The sequence below is a fragment of the Nitrospirillum viridazoti CBAmc genome (assembly GCF_000730165.1).
Classification (GTDB): domain Bacteria; phylum Pseudomonadota; class Alphaproteobacteria; order Azospirillales; family Azospirillaceae; genus Nitrospirillum; species Nitrospirillum viridazoti.
This window is the reverse complement of the sequence record NZ_CP022111.1, coordinates 587860-608430: the sequence shown is the minus strand read 5'-3', so window position 1 is coordinate 608430 and position 20571 is coordinate 587860. Positions and strand designations below refer to the sequence as shown.

The following is a 20571-nucleotide window of genomic DNA, read 5'->3' as shown; positions in this document are numbered from 1 at the left end:
AAACAAAGAAAAAGGCCGCCGACCCATCCGGGCAGGCGGCCTTTCATTTCAAGCGTGGTCGCCTTTACACAGCCTTGTTCAGCAGGCTGGTCCGGCGGCTGTAGCCCAGGTAGATCACCAGGCCGATCACGTGCCAGATGGCGAAGTTGCGCAGCGTGGTGCCGGGCAGGGAGTACAGGAAGTAGAGGCAGCCGATGACCGCCAGCGGGGCCACCACCCAAACGGCGGGACAGCGGAACAGGCGCGGCATGTCCGGCTTGGTCACGCGCAGGACCATGACGCAGACGGAGACAGAGATGAAGGCCGCCAGCGTGCCGGCGTTCGACAGCTCCGCGATGGTGGCCAGCGGCAGGAAGCCGCCGAACAGGGCCACGAACAGACCGACCAGCAGGGTCACCTTCACCGGCGAGCGGCGGTCGGGGCCCAGATCGCTGAGGCCACGGGGCAGCAGGCCGTCACGCGACATGACGAAGAACACGCGGGTCTGGCCGAACATCATCACCAGGATGACGCTGGGCAGGGCCACGATGGCGGCAGCCCCGATGGCCCAGGCAGCGCCGGGATGGTTCAGGCTGCGCAGGATGAAGGCCAGCGGCTCGCCACTGGCGGCGAACTCGGCGAAGGGCCAGGCGCCCACGGCGCAGGCGGCCACGATCATATAGATGATGGTGGAGATGACCATGGAGCCCAGGATGCCGATGGTCAGGTCACGGCCGGGGTTCTTCACCTCTTCCGCCGAGGTCGACACGGCGTCGAAGCCAAAGAAGGCGAAGAAGACGATGGCTGCCGCCGCCATCACGCCGCGCACATGGCCGGCGTCGTCCATGTGGGAGACGAAGCCGTAGGGCATGAACGGCGTGAAGTTTTCCGGCACTAGGCTGAACACCGTCAGGCCCACGAACACCGCCAGGGCGATGATCTTGATGGCGACCAGGGCGATGTTGACCGTGGCGCTTTCCTTCGCACCCTTGGCCAGCAGGGCCGTGACCAGCGCGGTGATGACGATGGCCGGCAGGTTGACGACGCCGCCGGCATAAGGCCCCGCGATGAGTTCCTTGGGCAAATGGATGCCCATGCTTTCCAGCAGACCGACCATATAGCCCGACCAGCCCACCGCCACGGCACTGCAGGTGACGGCATACTCCAGCACCAGGGACCAGCCGATGATCCAGGCCAACCCTTCGCCCAGTACCGAGTAGGTGTAGGTGTAGGCGCTGCCGGCCGCCGGCATCATGGTGGCCATTTCGGCGTAGGTCAGGGCCGCGAAGGCGCAGAGGATGCCGCAGGCGGCGAAGGCCAGGATGACGGCGGGGCCGGCGCGCTCGGCACCGATGCCGGTCAGGGTGTAGATGCCCGTGCCGATGATGCCGCCGATGCCCAGGGCCACCAGGTGCGGCCAACTCAAGGTCTTGCGCAACTGCCGGCTTTGGTCCACGTGCGCCAAAGCGTCCAACGCCTTACGGCGCGTCCAGAACGTCATAAAGCAGTCCCCATCTAGAACGTGTTTTAGCCCCCGCCGCCGACCTTTTCCCCTGAGGGGCACCGCCCCCTTGCCCTGGGGCGACGCCTGTCGGCTGGAAGCTGTTTGGACACCGATCAGCGCGGGCGTCAACACCTTAACTGCCCTAGCCGTTTCAAACGACATTTTGTGGCGCGGAAGGCCCGCTTTCCAACAAAAAACCCCGCCCGGGACCACCCGGGCGGGGATATCTCCGTTCCAGGCCCAGGCCTTAGAACTCCACCGTCGCACCGACGAAGATGGTGCGGCCCAGCGGGTCGTAGACACCCGGGTAGGTGTTGCCGTTGCCGAAGCTGCTGAGCAGGCTGGAGGCGATGGCCGGCGGGTCGCGATCGAGGATGTTGTTCACACCCGCGCGCAGCGACAGGTAGTCGGTCATCTTGTAGGTCATCGCCAGGTCGAAGTAGCTGTACGACGGCAGCTTGGCGTTGATGCCGACAAAGTCGGAGGCCAGGAAGTCGTTGGCCGTGTTGCTGGACAGCGACGTCGGGCCGATGAAGCGCCAGTTCAGGGACACCGTGGCCGGGACCCAGGGGCTGGACCAGGTGGTGCGCAACTGGTGGCGCCACCGCGGGTTGGGCTGGCCGCAGGTCGGCCCGAACAGGCCGGTGCAGTCATAGGTGCCCAGGCTGGGCAGCGGCTGGGTCTCACGGGTCAGCAACACGCTGCCCGTCAGGTTGAAGTCCAGGTCGCCCCAGTTGCGGTTGACGACGTCTTCCAAGGCCAGCTTGTAGGACACGTCAATGTCCACGCCCGAGGTCTGCAGGTGACCGGTGTTCTGGTTGCCGGCGATGATGTAGCCGTCGGTGCCGAACAGCACGCCCGAGCCCTTGGCGCGGTGGAACAGGCCGCAGAAGTACGGGTTGGCGGTCTGGACGCACTGGTTGATGACCGTCTGGGCGTCCAGCGCCGAGATGTAGCCGTCAACCTTGATGTTGTAGTAGTCCAGCGTGGCGGAGAAGTTGGGAATGAAGGTCGGGGTCAGCACCACGCCGGCGGTGAAGGTGTCCGCCGTTTCCGGCTTCAGCGCGCTGTTGCCGCCACCCTGGGTGACGCAGACGGCCGAGGGGCAGTCGGCGATGTGGCCGTACTGGGCCGAGGTGACGCCGGTCAGGGCGCACTGGGCCGCCGAGGCCGTCGGGCTGGAGCCCGAGCAGGGATCCACCGCCGCGACGTTGCCCAGCGTGGTCGGCGCGAACAGTTCGGAGATGCTGGCGGCGCGGACGGCGCGGTTGTAGCTGCCGCGGAAGCGGACGTCGCTGACCGGGGCGTACTGCAGTTCGAACTTGTAGGTGCTGACACCGCCGTCCAGGTAGTCGTACTTGGAGTAGCGGTAGCCGGTGTTGAACAGCAGTTCCTCGACCAGGGGCTTGTCCTGGATGATGGGGAATTGCAGTTCGCCGTAGCCTTCGTCCACGCTCAGGCTGCCATGCGACGGCAGGGTGCCGTTGGCCTGGGCCACCTGGTCCGCCTCGAACAGCAGCGTTTCCTCGCGGTGTTCATAGCCCAGCGCGATGGCCGCACCCTTCTTGGCCCACGGGCTCTTGATCCCGTACTGCTCCAGATCGCCGTTGATGGACAGGCTGCCCACCTTTTCCGTCTGGGCGCCATGGGTGTGGCTGGGCGAGTAGAGGTAGGTATACCCGGCCTGGCTGATGCCGTTGTACTGGAAGACATTGATGGGCACGCAGGTCGGATCGGTGCCGTCGATCACCGATTTGCAGGTGGGCACGCCGTTCACGTTGACAACCTCCAGGGCGCGCTGCGCCTTGGTGTTGTCGACGTTGTTCATGTAGGTCTCGTTCAGGATGGCCTTGGACCACAGGAAGTTGGCGTCGTAGCTCCAGCCGTCCCACACCTCGCCGCGGAAGCCGCCGGTGAAGCGGTAGTCGATGTGGCGCAGGTCGTCGCGGCGCGGCTGGCTGCCGGGGCCGGTCAGGCGGTAACCGATGAAGGTCTGCGCGTCGGTGTTGGTGCCGGCGTCGGCGCCGCACAGCGTGGACGCCTGGGCCGACGACATCAGCGGGTTGTTGCAGTTGATGTTGAACGTCGTGCCCTGGAACAGGGCGGACGGTGCCGCCTGCGAGAAGCTGTGGTCGTTCATGTACATGAAGTTGCCGTAGGCTTCGATTTCCTTGGCAAATTCATAGTGGGCGGCCAAGCCGCCGGTCTCGCGCTTGTCGGTGCGCTGGATGTAGTTGGTGGGCGTGTAATTGTAGGCGAAGCTGCTGTTGTACGGCACCCAGGTCTTGCTGCCGTCCTTGGCGTTCACCAGGGTAGTGTTCGCGTTGGGGCCGCTCAGCGGATAGAACAGGCCGTAGGCGTTGTTGCTGGAACCGCCGCAAATGAAGGTGTTGGCGTCCTTCAGGTTCAGGTCGCAATTGGAATAGTCGCGCTTATCCTGGGTGACCGGCATGGAATAGTGATAGCCGGCGAACAGCGTGACGTTGCCCTTCTTGCCGTCGAAGTTGGTGCCGGCGGCGACGCTGATGTCCTTCTTGATGCCATCCCACACCTCGCTGGGGGCGGTGGCGAAGTTCTTGGCCTGGCTGAGGGACCGCAGGGCGGTGTTGCCGTTGTCATGCTGCGCGATGCTGTACTGCACGTCGGCGCGCACGCCATCCAGGTTCTTGCGCAGGATGAAGTTCACGACACCCGACACGGCGTCGGAACCGTACACCGCCGAGGCGCCGCCCGAGACCACATCCACCCGGTCCACCATCGCGGTAGGGATGAAGTTGATGTCGGAGGTTTCCGGCGGCAGCATGCGCTGGCCGTCGATCAGCACCAGGTTACGGTTGGAACCCAGGTTGCGCAGGTTGACGCGCGAGGTGCCGTCGGCACCGTTGGACACATTGTCATTGGCGTCCGCCGTCACCTGCGGCAGACGGTTCAGGGCGTCCACCATATTGGTCGTGCCCTGATACTGCAGGTCCTGCGACCCCACCGTGGTCAGGGGGCTGGCCGTCGTCAGGTTCGCCTGCTTGATGCGCGAACCGGTGATGACGATTTCCTGCAGGTCATCGACGGACTGGGCCAGCGCCTGGCCACCCGCCATCAATGCCACCATGGCGGCCCCCGCCGCCAGGACCGACGCGCGGCCCGAGCGGAGCACCGACCCGGGGGCGGACTTCGCATGAATCTTTTGCATTCTTATCTCCCAGACCGCGCACCCCCGTTAGTGCGCGCTGAACAACCGTCCCGCAAATGCCACGGACCTGTCAAATATCTTATATCGTATATCGTATGATTTATTCGAAAGTGTGTCGCCGACGCATCAGCGGCGACCAAACTTTGCGCTACTTCAAATAGTTAACTCGCGTCGCGACAGACAAACGCCAAAAGCCGCCCTCCCCGGTGGGGAGGGCGGTTGCAAAGGTGTCGCCGTAAAAATCACCCATCCGGCTTAGGATGGGCACCGGTGCGCGGGCGTGGCGCTTATACGTGCGGCATTTGATCGTGATCGCTCAAATGCCCCCTCAGGCGCCGGGCGGCCACATCCGTGGCCTTGGCTTGTCCTCGATTTCCAGTCCGCCTTCGGCTCCCCAGAAATCTCCGGCGGACGCTGTCGCGGGCTACAGCGCCGTCACGGTCACCGCTTCCGCGTCCTTCACCGTCAGCGGGTTGCGCAGCGGCAGGCCGAAGGGTGCGGCCTCCACCTCGAACCGGTCGCCCGGCCGGGTGGTGAAGCCGTCGCTGAACGACAGGGTGGCGGTGCCGAAATAATGCGCGTGGGCATCGCCGGGGCGGCGGAAACCGGCGTACTTGAAGTGATGGTGTTCCAGGTTGTCCAGGCTGTGGCACATGTTGGCCTCACCCGACAGGAAGGGCTTCTCCCACGCCACTTGGCCATCGCGGACGATACGCGTCGTCCCCCGGATGTCGGCCGGCAGCGGCCCCACCAGCAGTTCCGGCCCGAAGGAACAGGGGCGCAGCTTGGAATGCGCCAGGTAGAGATAGTTCTGCCGCTCGGTCACGTGGTCGGAGAATTCGTTGCCCAGGGCGTAGCCCAGGCGGAAGGGCGTGCCGTCGGGACCGATGATGTAGAGGCCCACGATCTCCGGTTCCTCCCCCCCGTCCAGGGCGAAGGCGGGGGAGGCCAGCGGTGCCTCCGGCGCCGTGACGATGCTGCCGTCCCCCTTGAAGAACCATTCCGGCTGCGCGCCCACCTGTCCGGCGGCCGGCTTGCCGCCCTCCAGCCCCAGGCGGAACATGCGCATCGAGTCGGTCTGCTTGGCGGGATCGGCCAGATCCTTGTGCATCTTGTCCCGGCCTTCCGCCGACCCGAGGTGGGTCAGGCCCGTGCCGGTGACCAGCAGGTGAGCGGTATCGGGATGGTCCAGCGGCGCCAGCAGGCGGCCCTCGGCCACCAAGGCGGCCAGGTCCACGGGACCGCCCACGCCCGCCGCCTCGACCGCCGCCGCCAGGCCCAAGCCCGCGGCGATGGCCCGCTGCGCCAGCTCATAGACGCTGGCGGCACCCGGCACCGTGTGCGCCGGACCATCATCGTGGCGGGCGGCGACGGCACGGGCGCCCGTGGCATCGACATATTGGAGGAGACGCAGGACCATGGGTGTTTCCCTGACGATTGTTTTGCGTGACTGTGGTCCGCCCGGCCGGGACGACGGCACCAGGGGGCTGGACGTGCTCATTTAATAATACTATTTCTGTCTAGTCCAAGCCCTTTTCGGGGGCAAGCGACTTCGTCACCAGGGGGACGATGTCCAGGATGCAAAGGGGGCTTGAGTAGCCCCCATAAATAATATCATATGACCCATAACAAACGGCCGCCATCTCCTGGAAAGGATAGTCGGCGGACGGCCCCGACGGGGTGAACATGAGACAGGGATGGATATGAAAACGCTGCTGGGAAGCCGGAAAATCTCTCGCCAGGGTTTGGCGCGTCGGATGCTGGGTATCGGAACGGCGGTGCTGCTGGGCAGCCTGGCGGCCGGATGCGACAGCGGCGACAAGAAGGGCCTGACCGTGGGCTTTTCCCAGATCGGGTCGGAATCCGGCTGGCGCGCCGCGGAGACCAAGCTGGCCCGCCAGGGCGCGGAACAGCGGGGCATCACCCTGAAATTCTCCGACGCGCAGCAGCGCCAGGAAAACCAGATCAAGGCCGTGCGTTCCTTCATCGCGCAGGGCGTGGACGCCATCCTGCTGGCCCCCGTGGTCTCCAGCGGCTGGGATGAGGTGCTGGGCGAGGCCAAGGCCGCCAACATCCCCGTCATCCTGCTGGACCGGCAGATCGACACGCCCAACGTCGATCTGTACCTGACGGCTGTCACCTCGGACACCATCGAGGAGGGGCGTGTGGCCGGCCGCTGGCTGGCGGGCAAGGTGCAGGGCCGCGACTGCCGCATCGTGGAAATCCAGGGCACGGTGGGCGCCAGCCTGGTGGCCAACCGCAAGAAGGGCTTCGAGGAAGCCATCGCGACCGCCCCCAACCTGCACCTGGTGCGCACCCAGTCGGGCGAGTTCACCCGCGCCAAGGGCAAGGAGGTCATGGAGGGCTTCCTGAAGGCCGAGGCGCCGGGCAGCATCTGCGCCGTCTATTCCCACAACGACGACATGATGATCGGCGCCATCCAGGCCATCAAGGAAGCGGGCCTGAAGCCGGGCACCGACATCCTGACCGTGTCCATCGACGGCGTGCCCGACATCTTCAAGGCCATGGCCGATGGCGATGCCAACGCCACCGTGGAACTGGCCCCGGACATGGCGCCGCGCGCCTACGACATCCTGCTGGCGTACCGCAAGGACCACGCCCCGCCGCCCAAGTGGGTGCAGACGCCGTCCAAGCTGTATGAGCCCGACACCGCCGCCGCCGAATACGCCCGTCGCAAGGATCTGTACTGATGGCGGTCACCCCACCCCCGGTGGTGCTGGCGGCCCGGGGCCTGACCCGGCAATACCCCGGCGTGCGCGCCCTGGACGGCGTGGACCTGACCCTGCGCGCGGGGGAAATCCATGCCCTGCTGGGGGAGAACGGCGCCGGTAAGTCCACCCTGATCAACCTGCTGACGGGGGCCCAGCCGCGTGACGGCGGCACCATCACCATGGACGGCGTGGAGATCGACCCGGACGGGCCCGGCGGTGCGGTGAAGGCCGGCATCGCCGCCGTCTATCAGGAGATCACGCTGCTGCCCAACCTGACGGTGGCGCAGAACCTGTACCTGGGACGGGAGCCCACGCGCTGGGGCCTGGTGCACCGGTCGCGCATGAACCAGGAGGGTGCGGCCCTGCTGCGCCGCTTCGGCCTCACCATCGACGCCAGCCGGCCGTTGTCCGACTTTTCCACCGCCGTGCAGCAGCTGATCGCCATCGCCCGCGCGGTGGACCTGTCGGCCAAGGTGCTGATCCTGGACGAACCCACCGCCAGCCTGGACACGGCGGAGGTGCAGACCCTGTTCACCCTGCTGCGCAGCTTGCGCGACCAGGGCCTAGCCATCGTCTTCGTCACCCATTTCCTGGACCAGGTCTATGCCCTGACCGACCGCATCACCGTGCTGCGCAACGGCCGGTTGGTGGGGGAGCGGCGGACCGCCGACCTGCCCCGCCTGGACCTGGTGGCCATGATGCTGGGCAAGACGCCCACGGCGGAAAGCCACCTGAGCCGCCGCCCGGCCGCGGGCATCCCCGCCGGCGCCCCGCTGGTACGGGCGGAAGGCCTGGGCCGGCGCCGCCTGGTCGGGGCCTTCGACGCGGAGCTGCACGCCGGCGCCGTGCTGGGGGCCGCCGGCCTGCTGGGCTCCGGCCGCACGGAAACGGCCATGCTGCTGTTCGGCGTGGAAACGGCGGACCAAGGCCAGCTGGTGGTGGACGGCAAGGCCGTCACCCTGCGCAGCCCGCGCGACGCCATCCGCCTGGGCTTCGGCTTCTGTCCGGAGGACCGCAAGCTGGACGGCATCGTCGCCGGCCTCAGCATCCGCGAGAATATCGTGCTGGCCCTGCAGGCCAAGCGCGGCTGGTGGCGGCGCCTGTCGACGGCGCAGCAGCACGAATTGGCCGACCGCTACATCAAACTGCTGGACATCCGCACGCCGGATGCGGAAAAGCCCATCCAGCTGCTGTCGGGCGGCAACCAGCAGAAGGCTTTGCTGGCCCGCTGGCTGGCCACCGAACCCCGCCTGCTGATCCTGGATGAACCTACGCGCGGCATCGACGTGGGTGCCCATGCCGAGATTGTGCGCCTGCTGGAGAACCTGCGGGACAGGGGCATGGCGCTCTACGTCATTTCGTCCGAGATCGAGGAGGTTGCGGCCTATTCCGACCGGGTGCTGGTCATGCGTGATCGCGCCCCCGCCGGCCTGCTGGAGGGGGACTCCATCACCCCCGCGGCCATCGTCAACGCCATCGCGGCGGATCATCACACCCGAGGTGCGGCATGAGCGCCGTTACGCAACGCCTGAAGGCGGCGCGGCCACAGCTCGCGCTGCTGGCGGTGGCGCTGCTGGTCAATGTCTTCGTGGCACCTGGCTTCCTGGATTTGCGCCTGCAGGACGGGCGGCTGTTCGGCGGCCTGATCGACATCCTGAACCGGGGGGCGCCCGTCATGCTGCTGGCCGTGGGCATGGCCCCGGTCATCGCCACACGCGGCATCGATCTGTCGGTGGGTGTCATCATGGCGATATCCGGCGCCGTCGCCGCGGCGGGCGTGAACGCCGGCCTGGCCTGGCCGGTCGCCATCCTGGCGGCGCTGGCCACCGGCCTGGTCTGCGGCCTGTGGAACGGCCTGCTGGTCGCGGTGTTCCGCCTGCAGCCCATCGTCGCCACCCTGATCCTGATGGTGGCCGGACGCGGCATCGCCCAGCTGATCACCGAGGGCCGCATCCTGACCTTCACCGAACCACATCTGATCGCCGTGGCCGGCTCGACACTGGCGGCCCTGCCCCTGCCCGTGGTACTGGCCCTGGCCGCCGCGGGCCTTACCGGCCTGCTGGTGCGGGCGACGGCGCTGGGCCTGTTCGTCGAGGCCGTGGGCACCAACCCGCGCTCAAGCCGCCTGGCCGGCGTCCATACCGGCCTGGTGCTGGGCGCCGTCTATGTCTGGTCCGGTCTGATGGCGGCGCTGGCCGGCCTGATCGCCACGGCCGACATCAAGGGGGCCGACGCCAACAACGCCGGCCTGTGGCTGGAGCTGGACGCCATCCTGGCTGTGGTCATCGGCGGCACCAGCCTGTATGGCGGGCGGTTCAGCATCGGCCGCTCCGTCCTGGGCGCCCTGGTCCTGCAGGCCATGCGCACCGCCATCCTGCGGGCGGGCCTGCCGCCGGAGCTGAACCTGGTGCTGATGGCGCTGGTGGTCGCCGCCGTGCTGACCCAGCAATCGCCCGCCTTCCGACCGGTGGCCACACGCCTGATGGCCCGACTCAAGAATAAGGAGGCCCAGGCGTGATGGGCCGTTTCGTGACTACGCGCACCCTGCCGCTGCTGGCGACGGTGGTGGTCTTCGTCCTGATCTATGCCGTCTGCGCCGCCCAATATCCGGCCATGCTGGGCCTGCGCGTCATGGGCAACCTGCTGACAGACAACGCCTTTCTGGGCATCCTGGCGGTCGGCATGACCGTGGTGGTGGTGGCCGGCGGCATCGACCTGTCGGTGGGCGCCGTCATGGGCCTGACCACGGTGGCGCTGGCCCGCCTGATCGAAGGCGCCGGCCTGCCCCCGGCGCTGGCCTTCGCCCTGGTGCTGGCGCTGGGCGGCCTGTTCGGCGCCGGCGTGGGTGCCGCCATCCATTACCTGAAGGCGCCGGCCTTCATCGTCACCCTGACGGCCATGTTCCTGGCCCGGGGCTGCGCCCTGCTGATCAGCACCGATTCCATCCCCATCCACAACGCCGCCTACGACACCCTGGCAGCCACCGCCCTGGCCCTGCCCGGGGGCGGACGGCTGACGCTGGTGGCCGGCATCATGCTGCTGACCTTCCTGGCCGGAGGCATCCTGCTGCACGGCACGCGCTTCGGCGCCCGGGTGTTCGCCCTGGGCGGCAACGCGCACTTCGCCCAACTGATGGGCATCAACACCGGCCGGACCACCATCCTGGTGCATGCCTTCTGCAGCCTGATGGCGGCGCTGGCCGGCATCGTCTTCTCCCTCTACACCCGGTCCGGCTACGCCCTGACCGGTACGGGGGTGGAGCTGGACGCCATCGCCGCCGTGGTCATCGGCGGCACGCTGCTGACCGGCGGCGTGGGCGGCGTGGCCGGCTCTTTCATCGGCGTGCTGATCCAGGGGCTGATCCTGACCTGGATCACCTTCGACGGCACGCTGTCCAGCTGGTGGACCAAAATCGCCATCGGGGCCCTGCTCTTCCTGTTCATCGCCGTACAACGCTTGATTTTGGTGGCCTCCGCCCGGTATGGCCGGTCGGGGGCGGGCCCCGCCGCGCCCAACACGCCCAATCAGGCCACGTCGGCCCCCGCCTCCCGTCCCTCCTCCGGCGCCGCCGCGCCGTCCGCCAGCTGAGCCGCGCCCATGACCCTCTCGACCTGGTCATCGCCTGAACGTCCCCTGTCGCACCATGAACAGATCGTGCGCACCCTGGGCATGGAGATCCTGAGCGGCGCCCTGCCCGTGGGCGTGAACCTGCCGCCGGAGCCGGACCTGCTGGTCCGCTTCCAGATCTCGCGCACGGTGTTGCGGGAGGTGATGAAAACCCTGGCGGCCAAGGGACTGGTCGTCTCCAAAACGCGGGTGGGCACCAAGGTGCAGGATCCGACGCATTGGAACTTCTTCGATGCCGACCTCTTGTCCTGGCGCGTGAGCTTAGGCCTGGACGACGCCATGCGCCGCCACCTTTATGAGATGCGCAGCGCGGTGGAGCCGCGCGCCGCTGCCCTGGCGGCCAAGCGCCGCACACCCGAACAGCTGGCCGACATGCGCCGCGCCGTCGCCCGCATGGCGGAGCCGGGGCACAACCGCCGCAGCTTCGCCGAAGCGGACCTGGCCTTCCACGTCGCAGTCAGCGCCGCCTCCGGCAACCCCATGATGCGGTCCCTGGCGGCGGTGATCGAGGCGGCGCTGCTGGCCTCGTTCTCGCTCTCGTCCCCCGTGGACGAAACCGTCCTGCAGCAAGAGGTGGTCAACAGCCACGCCGCCATCGCCGACGCCATCGAGGCGGGCGACAGCGCGGCCGCCGCGCACGCCATGCTGGCCGTCATCGATTCCGGGTTCGGCCGGCTGGACCTGCCCGACCCCGATGCCGCCTGAAGTCCCCCCGCCTTCCCATTCAACGCCTTGACCGCATTCCTGAAGAAAGCCCTGCAATGACGTCGTCCGACCCTTCCAACGGCAAGCCCAAACTGCGGTCCCGCGCCTGGTTCGACAACCCCGACAACCCGGACATGACGGCGCTGTATCTGGAGCGCTACCTGAACTACGGCCTGACCCTGGATGAGCTGCAGTCGGGCATGCCCATCATCGGCATCGCCCAGACGGGGTCGGACCTCAGCCCCTGCAACCGTCACCATCTGGTGCTGGCCCAGCGCCTGCGCGAGGGCATCCGCCAGGCCGGCGGCATCGCCATCGAATTCCCCGTCCACCCCATCCAGGAAACCGGCAAGCGCCCCACGGCCGGCCTCGACCGCAACCTGGCCTATCTGGGCCTGGTGGAACTGCTGCACGGCTACCCCCTGGACGGCGTCGTGCTGACCATCGGCTGTGACAAGACCACGCCCGCCTGCCTGATGGCCGCCGCCACGGTCAACATCCCGGCCATCGCCCTGTCCGTCGGCCCGATGCTGAACGGCTGGCACAATGGCGAGCGCACCGGTTCCGGCACCATCGTGTGGAAGGCCCGCCAGATGCTGGCGGCCGGCGAGATCGACCAGCGCAAGTTCATCGAGCTGGTGGCCAGCTCCGCCCCCTCGACCGGCTATTGCAACACCATGGGCACGGCCACGACCATGAACAGCCTGGCCGAGGTGCTGGGCATGCAGCTGCCCGGCTCTGCCGCCATCCCCGCCCCCTACCGCGAGCGCCAGCAGATCGCCTATGAGACGGGCAAGCGCATCGTCGAAATGGTGAACGAGGACCTGAAGCCGTCGGATATCATGACGCGCGAGGCCTTCCTGAACGCCATCGTGGTGAACTCCGCCATCGGCGGTTCCACCAACGCCCCCATCCACCTGGCGGCCATCGCCCGGCACATCGGCGTGGATCTGGAACTGCAGGATTGGCAGACCCATGGCCACAAGGTGCCGCTGCTGGTGAACCTGCAGCCGGCGGGCGAATACCTGGGTGAGGATTATCACCACGCCGGTGGCGTGCCGGCCGTGGTGGCGGAACTGATGAAGCAGGGCCTGATCCACGAAGGCGCGCTGACCGCCAACGGCAAGACCATCGGCGACAATTGCCGCGATGCCGAGATCAAGCTGCCCGACGTCATCCGTCCCTTCGATCAGCCCTTGAAGAAGGATGCCGGCTTCCTGGTGCTGCGCGGCAATCTGTTCGACAACGCCATCATGAAGACCAGCGTGATCTCGGATGAGTTCCGCGACCGCTACCTATCCAATCCCGATGACCCCGAAGCCTTCGAGGGCCGGGCCGTGGTGTTCGACGGGCCGGAGGATTACCACCACCGCATTGACGACCCGGCCCTGGGCATCGACGCCCATACCCTGCTGTTCATGCGCGGCGCCGGCCCGGTGGGTTACCCGGGTGCCGCCGAGGTGGTGAACATGCGGCCGCCCGCCTACCTGATCAAGCAGGGCATCACCGCCCTGCCCTGCATCGGCGACGGCCGGCAGTCCGGCACCTCCGGCTCCCCCTCCATCCTGAACGCCTCGCCGGAAGCGGCGGCCGGCGGCACCATCGCCCTGCTGCGGACGGGCGACCGGGTGCGCATCGACCTCAAGGCCGGCACCGCCAACATCCTGATCAGCGACGCCGAACTGGCCGCCCGCCGCCAGGCCCTGGAGGCCGCCGGCGGCTACCAATACCCGGCCAGCCAGACGCCGTGGCAGGAAATCCAGCGCGGCATGGTCGGCCAGCTGGGCGACGGCGCCGTGCTAGAGCCGGCGGTGAAGTACCAGCGCGTGGCCCAGACCAACGGCATCCCGCGCGACAACCACTGAGGCGCGGGTAGGAGGAAGGCGGCGGCGCTGACGTGGCGCCGCCGCCTTTTTTATGGGCTGCTGATGACTTCAGCCGCGCCGACAAACCCGCACGCGCGGGCAGGCGCAAGGCATTATGAAAAAAGCCGGCGGGGCGCCGCCAGCTTTCTCGGACCCTGGAACCGCAGCAGTCGGGCTTAGTCGTGGAACTCTTCCACCAGCACGCGGTGACCGCACAGGAAAGCATCGGCCACATGGCTGAGCGGGGCCAGGTCCACATCCACCTGGCGGTTGCGCACCAGGCGGCTGAACAGGGCGTAGAGGTTAGCGTACTCCGCCTCCGGTTCTTCCAGATGGGCGACGCCGTCGATGCTCATGGCGGCCCCGCCACGGTTCAGCGCCAGGGTACCGTCCGTGGTCTCCACCACGATGTCCCAGCTCTGCGGGCCCGTCTGGCGCCAGTCGAACTCCGCCCGCACCGGCACGCCGGACAGGTCCTGGAAGTCCAGCTGGGCGGCGATGGGGGCCTGGCGGTTGGCCGGGAATTCCAGCGTGGCGGCCTTCAGCACCAGGGCGCGCGGCAGGATGTGGGTGATGATGGACAGGGCGTTGATGCCAGGATCGAACACGCCCAGGCCACCCGGCTGCCAGATCCATTCCTGGCCCGGGTGCCAGTGGCGCACATCTTCCTTCCACGACACCGATACCGATTTCAGCGTGCGGCCCGCCAGCCAGGCGCGGGCGGGTTCCACCGCCGGGGCGTAACGGGAATGCCAGGTGGCCAGCAGGGCCAGACCCTTTTCTTTGGCCAGGCCAACCAGGTCGTGCACCTCGGCCAGGGTGGCCCCGGGCGGCTTTTCCAGCAGCACGTGGCGGCCACGCTCCAGCGCGTGGCGGGCCAGGGCATGGCGGCCCTGCGGCGGGGTGCAGAGGGCGACGGCCTCGATCTCCGGCCGGGCGTCCAGCAGGGCGTCCAGGCTGCCATAGCTGTCCACACCGTCCAGCGTGGCGTTGCGGCTGGCCACCGCCACCAGGTCATAATCCGGATTGGCGGCGATGACGGGCAGGTGCTGGTCGCGGGCGATCTTGCCCACACCCACCAGGCCGATCTTGATCGGTGACATGCGCTCTTGAGCTCCCCTGATTTTTATAAAAAAGGGCGGGCCGCGTTTCCGACCCGCCCCCGTGACGACTTACTTGCCGGGCTGCACCACGCCATCGACACGGCGGTTCAGGCCCAGCGGATTGCCATGCTTCACCGCCGCCGGCAGCAGCGCGTCCGGCAGATCCTGGTAGCAGACCGGGCGCAGGAAGCGGTCGATGGCCAGCGTACCCACCGAGGTGGTGCGGGCGTCGGACGTGGCCGGGTACGGGCCACCATGCACCATGGAATGGCAGACCTCGACACCCGTCGGCCAGGCGTTGGCCAGGATGCGGCCGACGCGGCGTTCCAGCGTGGGCAGCAGGGCGGCGGCAGCGTCATAGTCCGCCTCGTCCAGGTGCATGGTGGCGGTCAGCTGGCCCTCCAGGCCTTCCAGCACCGCCTTCACCGCGTCGACGTCCGGGCAGCGGACGATGACGGAGGACGAACCGAAGACCTCGTGCGCCAGGGCCGGGTCGGCCAGGAAGTCGGCCGCCGTCACGCTGAACAGCACGCCGGAGCAGGTGTTGCCCTCACCCTCGGCCGCCTGGGCCAGGATGGTGGTGCTGGGGCTGTCGGCCAGGGCCTTCACGCCCTGCTTGTAGGCCTTGGCGATGCCGGGGGTCAGCATGACCAGGGGCGTGGTCTTACCGATCGCCTCGGTGGCGGCAGCGATGAAGCGCTCCAGATCCGGGCTCTCGACGGCGATGATGAGGCCGGGGTTGGTGCAGAACTGGCCGGCCCCCATGGTCAGGGAACCGACGAAAGCCTGGCCCAGGGCCTCGGCGCGCGCCTTCAGGGCGGCGGGCATCAGCAGCACGGGGTTGATGCTGCTCATCTCCGCATAGACGGGGATGGGCTCCGGACGGCTCTGGGCAATGCGCACCAGGGCCAGGCCGCCGGCGCGGGAGCCGGTGAAGCCCACGGCCTTGATGCGCGGGTCGGCGACCAGGGCGCCACCCAGCTCATTCGTGGTGCCGCTCAGCAGGCTGAACACGCCCTCGGGCAGGCCCAGTTCCTTGACGGCGGCGGCGATGGCCTCACCCACCATCTCGCTGGCGCCGGGATGGGCGGGATGGCCCTTCACCACCACCGGGCAGCCGGCGGCCAGCGCGGAAGCGGTATCGCCACCGGCGACGGAGAAGGCCAGGGGGAAGTTGCTGGCGCCGAACACAGCCACCGGACCCACCGGGATGTGGCGCAGGCGCAGGTCGGCACGGGGCAGCGGCTTGCGCTCCGGCATTGCCGGGTCCACGCGCACGCCCAGCCAGTCACCCTGGCGCACGACACTGGCGAACAGGCGCAGCTGGCCCATGGTACGGCCCCGCTCGCCTTCCAGGCGCGCGCGCGGCAAGCCGCTTTCCTGGCCGACACGTTCCAGCAGGGCGTCGCCCAGGGCCAGGATGTTGTCGGCGATCTTTTCCAGCAGGCTGGCGCGCAGTTCCAGGCTGGTTTCGCGGAAGGTGTCGAAGGCCTCCCAGGCCAGCGCGCAGGCCTGGGCCACATGGTCCGGGCCACCCTGGGCGAAGGCGGTGTCCAGAGCCCCGTTGGTGGCGGGATCGATGGCGGTGAAGGTGGCGTCGGTGGCGACGCGGGCACTGCCGATCAGCAGCTTACCGTGCAAAGACATCTGGTGTTCCTATCCCTCTGGTGGCCCCCCGACGGGTGGCCTGTTGCCGGGGCGCCGCCCCTTGTTAGCCAAATTTGTACGATAAATCCACACTTCCCCGGTGGACGTGCCTTACAGCTGGGCCATTCGAGGGCGTGCGGCATCGACGGTCGCGATCGGGAATGTAGGCTTGATACCGGTAACATGCAATGGCGGGGCAGCCATGGCGGAGGGCCCTTGCCATACCTTGCGGCACAAGGCATTATACCTCGCGTTACAAGGTATTGGCCGGCGCCTGGGCGCGCCGTCGCTCCTCGGCTCGGGAGACGCGCATGTCCGACCTGTTTCACGCCCTGCGTGAACGCCTGCTGACGGCCGGTGTCGCCCCTCGCCACGCGCGCCGCTACGTCATGGAGCTGCGGGAACATGCGGCCGACCTGACGGCGGAGGAAATGGCCGCGGGCCTGCCCTTGCGGGAGGCGCAGGCGCTGGCGCTCACGCGCCTGGGCGGGCAGGAGGTCTTGGCCCAGGCGCTGCTTCAGCGCGGTGAATTCCGGTCCTGGGGCGCCCGGGCACCGTGGGCGGTCTATGGCGTCGCCCCGCTGCTAGGCGTCCTGGCCATCTACGGCCTGGCCTTGGGCGCCATCGTCGGCATCCTGGTGGCGCATCGCCCCGCCCCCGGCGCCCATCCCATATTGCCCCCTTGGTTCGGTGCCGCGACGATGACCCTGGGCTATCTGCACAACCTGGTCCTGCCGCTGCTGGTCGGCGGCGGCCTCGCCTGCATGGCCACGCGCCAGCGCATGCCCGCGTTATGGCCCAGCGTCGCGCTGCTGATCGTCGGTATCGTCGGCGGCGCCGGCGTGGCGGAGGTGCAGTTGCCCAAGGTGCCGGATGGCTATGTCGAGCTGGTGGTCGGCTGGTCCTTCATCTGCCCCTACGTGAACCTGGACATAGCACTCAGGCATATCGCCGCGATCCTGCTGCTGACCCTGGTGCCCTACCTGGCCTGGCACATCTGGCGCAAGGCCGTCCCCCAAAGTCCCGGCGGCCCGGAGCACGGCCACCTGATCGAGACCTGAGACAAGAGACGTCCCATGGCAGAGAACAATTCCAACTTCATGAGCGGCGTGCCCGAGTTGCTGATCCTGCGCCTGGTGCGGGAGAAGGAGATGTACGGCTATGAACTGGTCCAGGCCATCCGGGAGCGCAGCCGCGACGCCATCGCCCTGGGTGAGGGCGTGATCTATCCGGTGTTGCACGCGCTGGAACGCGACGGCGCCCTGTCCTCCAGCCGCAAGACCGTCAACGGCCGCAGCCGCGTCTATTACGCCCTGACCGCCGCCGGGGCCCAGCGCCTGGACGACCTGGCCGGCAACTGGTCGCGCCTGACCGACGCCATCCAGTCCATCTTGATCGGGGTGCAGCATGCCTGAGATGTTCGGCCCCCTGCGCCACCGGCTGCTGACCGCCGGCATCGCCCCCCGCCACGCCCGCCGCTATGTCGCGGAACTGCGCGACCACGCCGCCGACCTGGCGGACGAGGAACTGGCCGCCGGCTTAGCCCCAGCCGAGGCGCACAGCCGCGCCCTGGCCCGCCTGGGCACGGCCGACGACCTTGTCCGCGCGATGGTCGCGCGCGGCGATTTCCGGTCCTGGGGCGCCCGCGCCCCCTGGGCGGTCTACGGCCTGGGGTCGATGCTGGGCTTGGCGATGACATACGGGCTGGCCATCGCCGCCGTCGCCGCCATCGTGGAAACGCATCGCCCCACACCGGACGCCCGGCCCGTGCTGCCCGACTGGTTCGACAGCGCCTTCGCCACCATCACCTATGTTCACGGCCTGGTCCTGCCCCTGGCCCTGGCAGCCGTCTTCGCCTGGATGGCCACCCGCCAGCGCATGGCGGCGCTGTGGCCCAGCGTCGCCATGCTGATCGTGGGCATCATCGGCGGCAGCGGCACCCTGGACTTCATCCGCCCCACCGATCCGCACGGCATCATGGAACTGGAAATCCGCTTCGCGTTGGCCACGCCCTGGCCCGGCCTGAACGACTGTCTGCGCCACATCGCCATCAATCTGCTGCTGACCCTGGCGCCCTACATCGCCTGGCACTTCTGGCAGAAGGCGGTGGCGGAGTGCGGCGGTGACGACGACGCCTTGATCCGAAGCTGACATACGAAGCTGACCCAAAGGGGGCTGATCATGACCTTGCGATCGATCAAAAGCGCGGGCTGGCTCGCGCTGGTCCTGGCGGCTGCCCTATCGCCGGGCGCGGCCTGGGCACAGAGCGGCGCCCCGGTGGCCGCCGGGCCGGCCACGAACCCGAGCCAAGACGCGACCATGGGCGAGGACATCATCGTCACCCCCAGCTTCCTGCCCTCGCCGGAAGAGGTGAAGGCCTTCCATGATGAGGAATACGGCCGGCTGAAAGGCATCTACGCCCCTGAGCCGCCGCCGGTCAGCCGGGGCGACCGCCTGACCCGGAACAACACCGTGAACACCGGCACCGTGGCGGGCGCCCAGTCCCTGAACTGCGCCAACGTGGGCGAGTGCCGCGCCGCGTATACTGGCGACAAGTGAGGATCAGAGGCTGAAACAGGCCAGCGCATAGAAGGCCAGCGCGATGGCCGGGCCGAAGGGCATTTCCGCCCCCTCTTCCCCCCGGTAGCGCCGCGCCAGCCACCACATCGGATAGAACGCCAGGCCCAGGCCGGCGGAAAGAAGCACCAGCCAGGGCATACCGGACGGGCCGACCCACCAGGCGGCGGCCGCGAACAGTTTCACGTCCCCCAGGCCCAACGCCACCCGCCGCAAGCGCCGGCTGAGGGCCCAGCGCACCGCCAGCAATGGCAGGGCGACGAGGACGGCCGCCGCCAAGCCCGGTAATGGCGGCACGGTCCAGCCCGCCAGGCTGCACCCCAGGCCCAACAGAGCTGCCGCCAGAGTCAGGCCATCGGGCAGATAGCGGTGGCGCAGGTCAATGACGGCGCTGGCCAACAGCAGGGTGGCCAGCAGGCCCAGGGCCGCCGTCTCCGGCCCCCAATCCAGGCGCGCCACCGCGACCATGAAGGCCAGCGCGGCCAGCGCCTCCCCCACCGGATAGGCCGCCGGGATGGGGGCGCCGCAGCAGCGTGCCCGCCCCCCCAGCGCCAGCCAGGAGAAGACCGGCACCAGGGCCGAGGGCGCCAGCGGTGTGCCGCAGGCGGGACAGCGCGACCGGCCCATCACCCAAGGCTCATCGCGTGGCAGGCGCCAGGCCAGCGCCATGGCGAAGCTGCCGGCCACCAGGCCCAGCAGGGCGGCGGCCATAAGGGGGAGCGCCGTCCATAGGCTGTCGTCCGGTGCGCCCATCAGGGAACCCCGCCCCGGTCGGCCCCCATACGATCCGTCACGACGCAAGCGTCGCGGCCGGCCAGGACGGGGCGCTGCCATTCCAGGGTAAGCCAGGGGGACTCGGCATCCGTGCCGGACCCCGCCGCCTGCCGGCCCACGCCGCGATACAGCAGCACGCTGCGCCGCACCTGGGGCCGCCCTTCCTCCGCCACCGTCACCCGCACCATGCCGCCGGCGACCAGGCCCAGCGGCCCCTCGCCCCGTTCCTCACCCCCCACTGGCCCCCCCACTGGCCCCGCCGCCGGCTTCGCGCCCGGGCGGCGCACCAGCGGCGCCAGGCCATGGAAGGGTCCCCGGGCATAAACCGTGCCCCAGCGGCGCAGGCAGGCGGCCACGTCCGGGTCCAGGCCCGGGACAGCGTCCAGATCCTCGAGCGACCACAGGGCGCGCACGGGATCGATGGTCAGGTCCAGGCCGCTGGCGCCCGGGGGATCCATGCCGCGCCAGGCGGCAATGGCATCGGCCGCCTTCAGCGCCTGGCCTTCCGAAAAACCCAGGGTGTGGATGGCCTGGGCCAACGCCTTGCGCGACAGGCCGTTGAGGTCGATGCGACCGGTTTCCGGCGCCACGGTGACGGTCAGCGCCTGGCCATCCAGCACCAGCCGCCGGGGCGCCGGGATGTCGGCATCCCCTTGCGTCAGCAGGGCGTCCAGCGCCATCCAGGTCGCCGCCGCCGCCCGCTGGTCCTGCCCCGCCGCGATGGAGGCGACGCGCGCCAGCTTGCGCGCCGACAGGCCATTGCCCATGACGACAAGGCCCACCGCCGTGGCCATGGCCAGCAGGAACAGGACCAGCAGCAGGGCATAGCCGTCCCTACTGGAGCCTACTCCCCTGGGCACGCCCCCGGCCA

General features: G+C 68.6%; 17 protein-coding genes. 10 read left to right on the top strand and 7 right to left on the bottom strand.

The genetic code is table 11. From position 1 onward, the window contains the following. Nucleotides 1-64: 64 nt before the first annotated feature. The 3 genes from Y958_RS16100 to araD1 all read right to left on the bottom strand — a co-directional run bounded on the left by Y958_RS16100 (nucleotide 65) and on the right by araD1 (nucleotide 6090). The gene (locus Y958_RS16100; protein ID WP_088873045.1) at nucleotides 65-1480 is read right to left on the bottom strand and encodes an amino acid permease; all 1416 of its coding nucleotides are present in this window, start codon (nucleotides 1478-1480) and stop codon (nucleotides 65-67) included. A 250-nt stretch (nucleotides 1481-1730) separates the two neighbouring features. Then, complete coding sequence (locus Y958_RS16095; protein ID WP_244909543.1) at nucleotides 1731-4670, bottom strand: TonB-dependent receptor domain-containing protein; 2940 nt, start codon at nucleotides 4668-4670, stop codon at nucleotides 1731-1733. Between the two features lie 424 nt (nucleotides 4671-5094). Beyond that, on the bottom strand, nucleotides 5095-6090 hold the full coding sequence (gene araD1 / locus Y958_RS16090; protein WP_088873043.1) for an AraD1 family protein: 996 nt from the start codon (nucleotides 6088-6090) through the stop codon (nucleotides 5095-5097). 337 nt (nucleotides 6091-6427) lie between these two features. Between araD1 and ytfQ the strand changes: the two genes are divergently transcribed. Genes ytfQ through Y958_RS16060 form a run of 6 tightly spaced genes read left to right on the top strand, consistent with a single transcriptional unit; the run spans nucleotide 6428 to nucleotide 13599 of the window. Further along, a complete protein-coding gene (gene ytfQ, locus Y958_RS16085; protein WP_081486693.1) occupies nucleotides 6428-7381 on the top strand; it encodes a galactofuranose ABC transporter, galactofuranose-binding protein YtfQ in 954 nt (317 codons plus the stop codon). Next, nucleotides 7381-8913: a sugar ABC transporter ATP-binding protein gene (locus Y958_RS16080; protein WP_088873042.1), complete on the top strand. Its 1533-nt coding sequence runs from the start codon at nucleotides 7381-7383 to the stop codon at nucleotides 8911-8913. Before ytfQ ends, Y958_RS16080 begins: the two co-directional genes overlap by 1 nt. Beyond that, nucleotides 8910-9920: an ABC transporter permease gene (locus Y958_RS16075; protein ID WP_088873041.1), complete on the top strand. Its 1011-nt coding sequence runs from the start codon at nucleotides 8910-8912 to the stop codon at nucleotides 9918-9920. Before Y958_RS16080 ends, Y958_RS16075 begins: the two co-directional genes overlap by 4 nt. Further along, the gene (yjfF, locus tag Y958_RS16070; RefSeq protein WP_211098671.1) at nucleotides 9920-10990 is read left to right on the top strand and encodes a galactofuranose ABC transporter, permease protein YjfF; all 1071 of its coding nucleotides are present in this window, start codon (nucleotides 9920-9922) and stop codon (nucleotides 10988-10990) included. The genes Y958_RS16075 and yjfF overlap by 1 nt, the downstream gene beginning before the upstream one ends. Nucleotides 10991-10999: 9 nt before the next feature. After that, nucleotides 11000-11734, top strand: coding sequence for a FadR/GntR family transcriptional regulator (locus Y958_RS16065; RefSeq protein WP_088873040.1), 735 nt, complete (start codon nucleotides 11000-11002; stop codon nucleotides 11732-11734). Between the two features lie 56 nt (nucleotides 11735-11790). Continuing rightward, on the top strand, nucleotides 11791-13599 hold the full coding sequence (locus Y958_RS16060; RefSeq protein ID WP_004274185.1) for an IlvD/Edd family dehydratase: 1809 nt from the start codon (nucleotides 11791-11793) through the stop codon (nucleotides 13597-13599). A gap of 176 nt (nucleotides 13600-13775) precedes the next feature. Here the strand turns inward: Y958_RS16060 and Y958_RS16055 are convergent, their stop codons facing one another. Further along, nucleotides 13776-14702 (bottom strand): Gfo/Idh/MocA family protein, encoded by a 927-nt coding sequence (locus tag Y958_RS16055; protein ID WP_088873039.1) that lies wholly within the window; start codon nucleotides 14700-14702, stop codon nucleotides 13776-13778. A 69-nt stretch (nucleotides 14703-14771) separates the two neighbouring features. Then, the gene (locus Y958_RS16050) at nucleotides 14772-16349 is read right to left on the bottom strand and encodes an aldehyde dehydrogenase (NADP(+)) (protein WP_088873038.1); all 1578 of its coding nucleotides are present in this window, start codon (nucleotides 16347-16349) and stop codon (nucleotides 14772-14774) included. 311 nt (nucleotides 16350-16660) lie between these two features. Here Y958_RS16050 and Y958_RS16045 point away from each other — a divergent pair, with 311 nt between their 5' ends. The 4 genes from Y958_RS16045 to Y958_RS16030 are packed head-to-tail and all read left to right on the top strand — an operon-like array spanning nucleotide 16661 to nucleotide 18908. After that, nucleotides 16661-17410 carry a hypothetical protein gene (locus Y958_RS16045; protein WP_088873037.1) on the top strand — a complete coding sequence of 250 codons (750 nt, stop codon included), beginning with the start codon at nucleotides 16661-16663 and terminating at the stop codon, nucleotides 17408-17410. Nucleotides 17411-17425: 15 nt separating this feature from the next. Next, nucleotides 17426-17764, top strand: a complete 339-nt coding sequence (locus tag Y958_RS16040; protein ID WP_040848424.1) for a PadR family transcriptional regulator — start codon at nucleotides 17426-17428, stop codon at nucleotides 17762-17764. Then, a complete protein-coding gene (locus Y958_RS16035; RefSeq protein ID WP_145727578.1) occupies nucleotides 17757-18500 on the top strand; it encodes a permease prefix domain 1-containing protein in 744 nt (247 codons plus the stop codon). Before Y958_RS16040 ends, Y958_RS16035 begins: the two co-directional genes overlap by 8 nt. A gap of 30 nt (nucleotides 18501-18530) precedes the next feature. Beyond that, complete coding sequence (locus Y958_RS16030) at nucleotides 18531-18908, top strand: hypothetical protein (protein ID WP_088873035.1); 378 nt, start codon at nucleotides 18531-18533, stop codon at nucleotides 18906-18908. 3 nt (nucleotides 18909-18911) lie between these two features. On the opposite strand, the gene Y958_RS16025 is transcribed toward Y958_RS16030, so the two are convergent. Together Y958_RS16025 and Y958_RS16020 are read right to left on the bottom strand one after the other, a co-directional pair. Beyond that, nucleotides 18912-19679, bottom strand: coding sequence for a prepilin peptidase (locus tag Y958_RS16025; protein ID WP_186291432.1), 768 nt, complete (start codon nucleotides 19677-19679; stop codon nucleotides 18912-18914). Beyond that, entirely contained in the window at nucleotides 19679-20560 is an 882-nt protein-coding gene (locus tag Y958_RS16020) for a type II secretion system protein GspK (protein WP_186291431.1), read from the bottom strand. Before Y958_RS16020 ends, Y958_RS16025 begins: the two co-directional genes overlap by 1 nt. Nucleotides 20561-20571 lie beyond the last annotated feature (11 nt).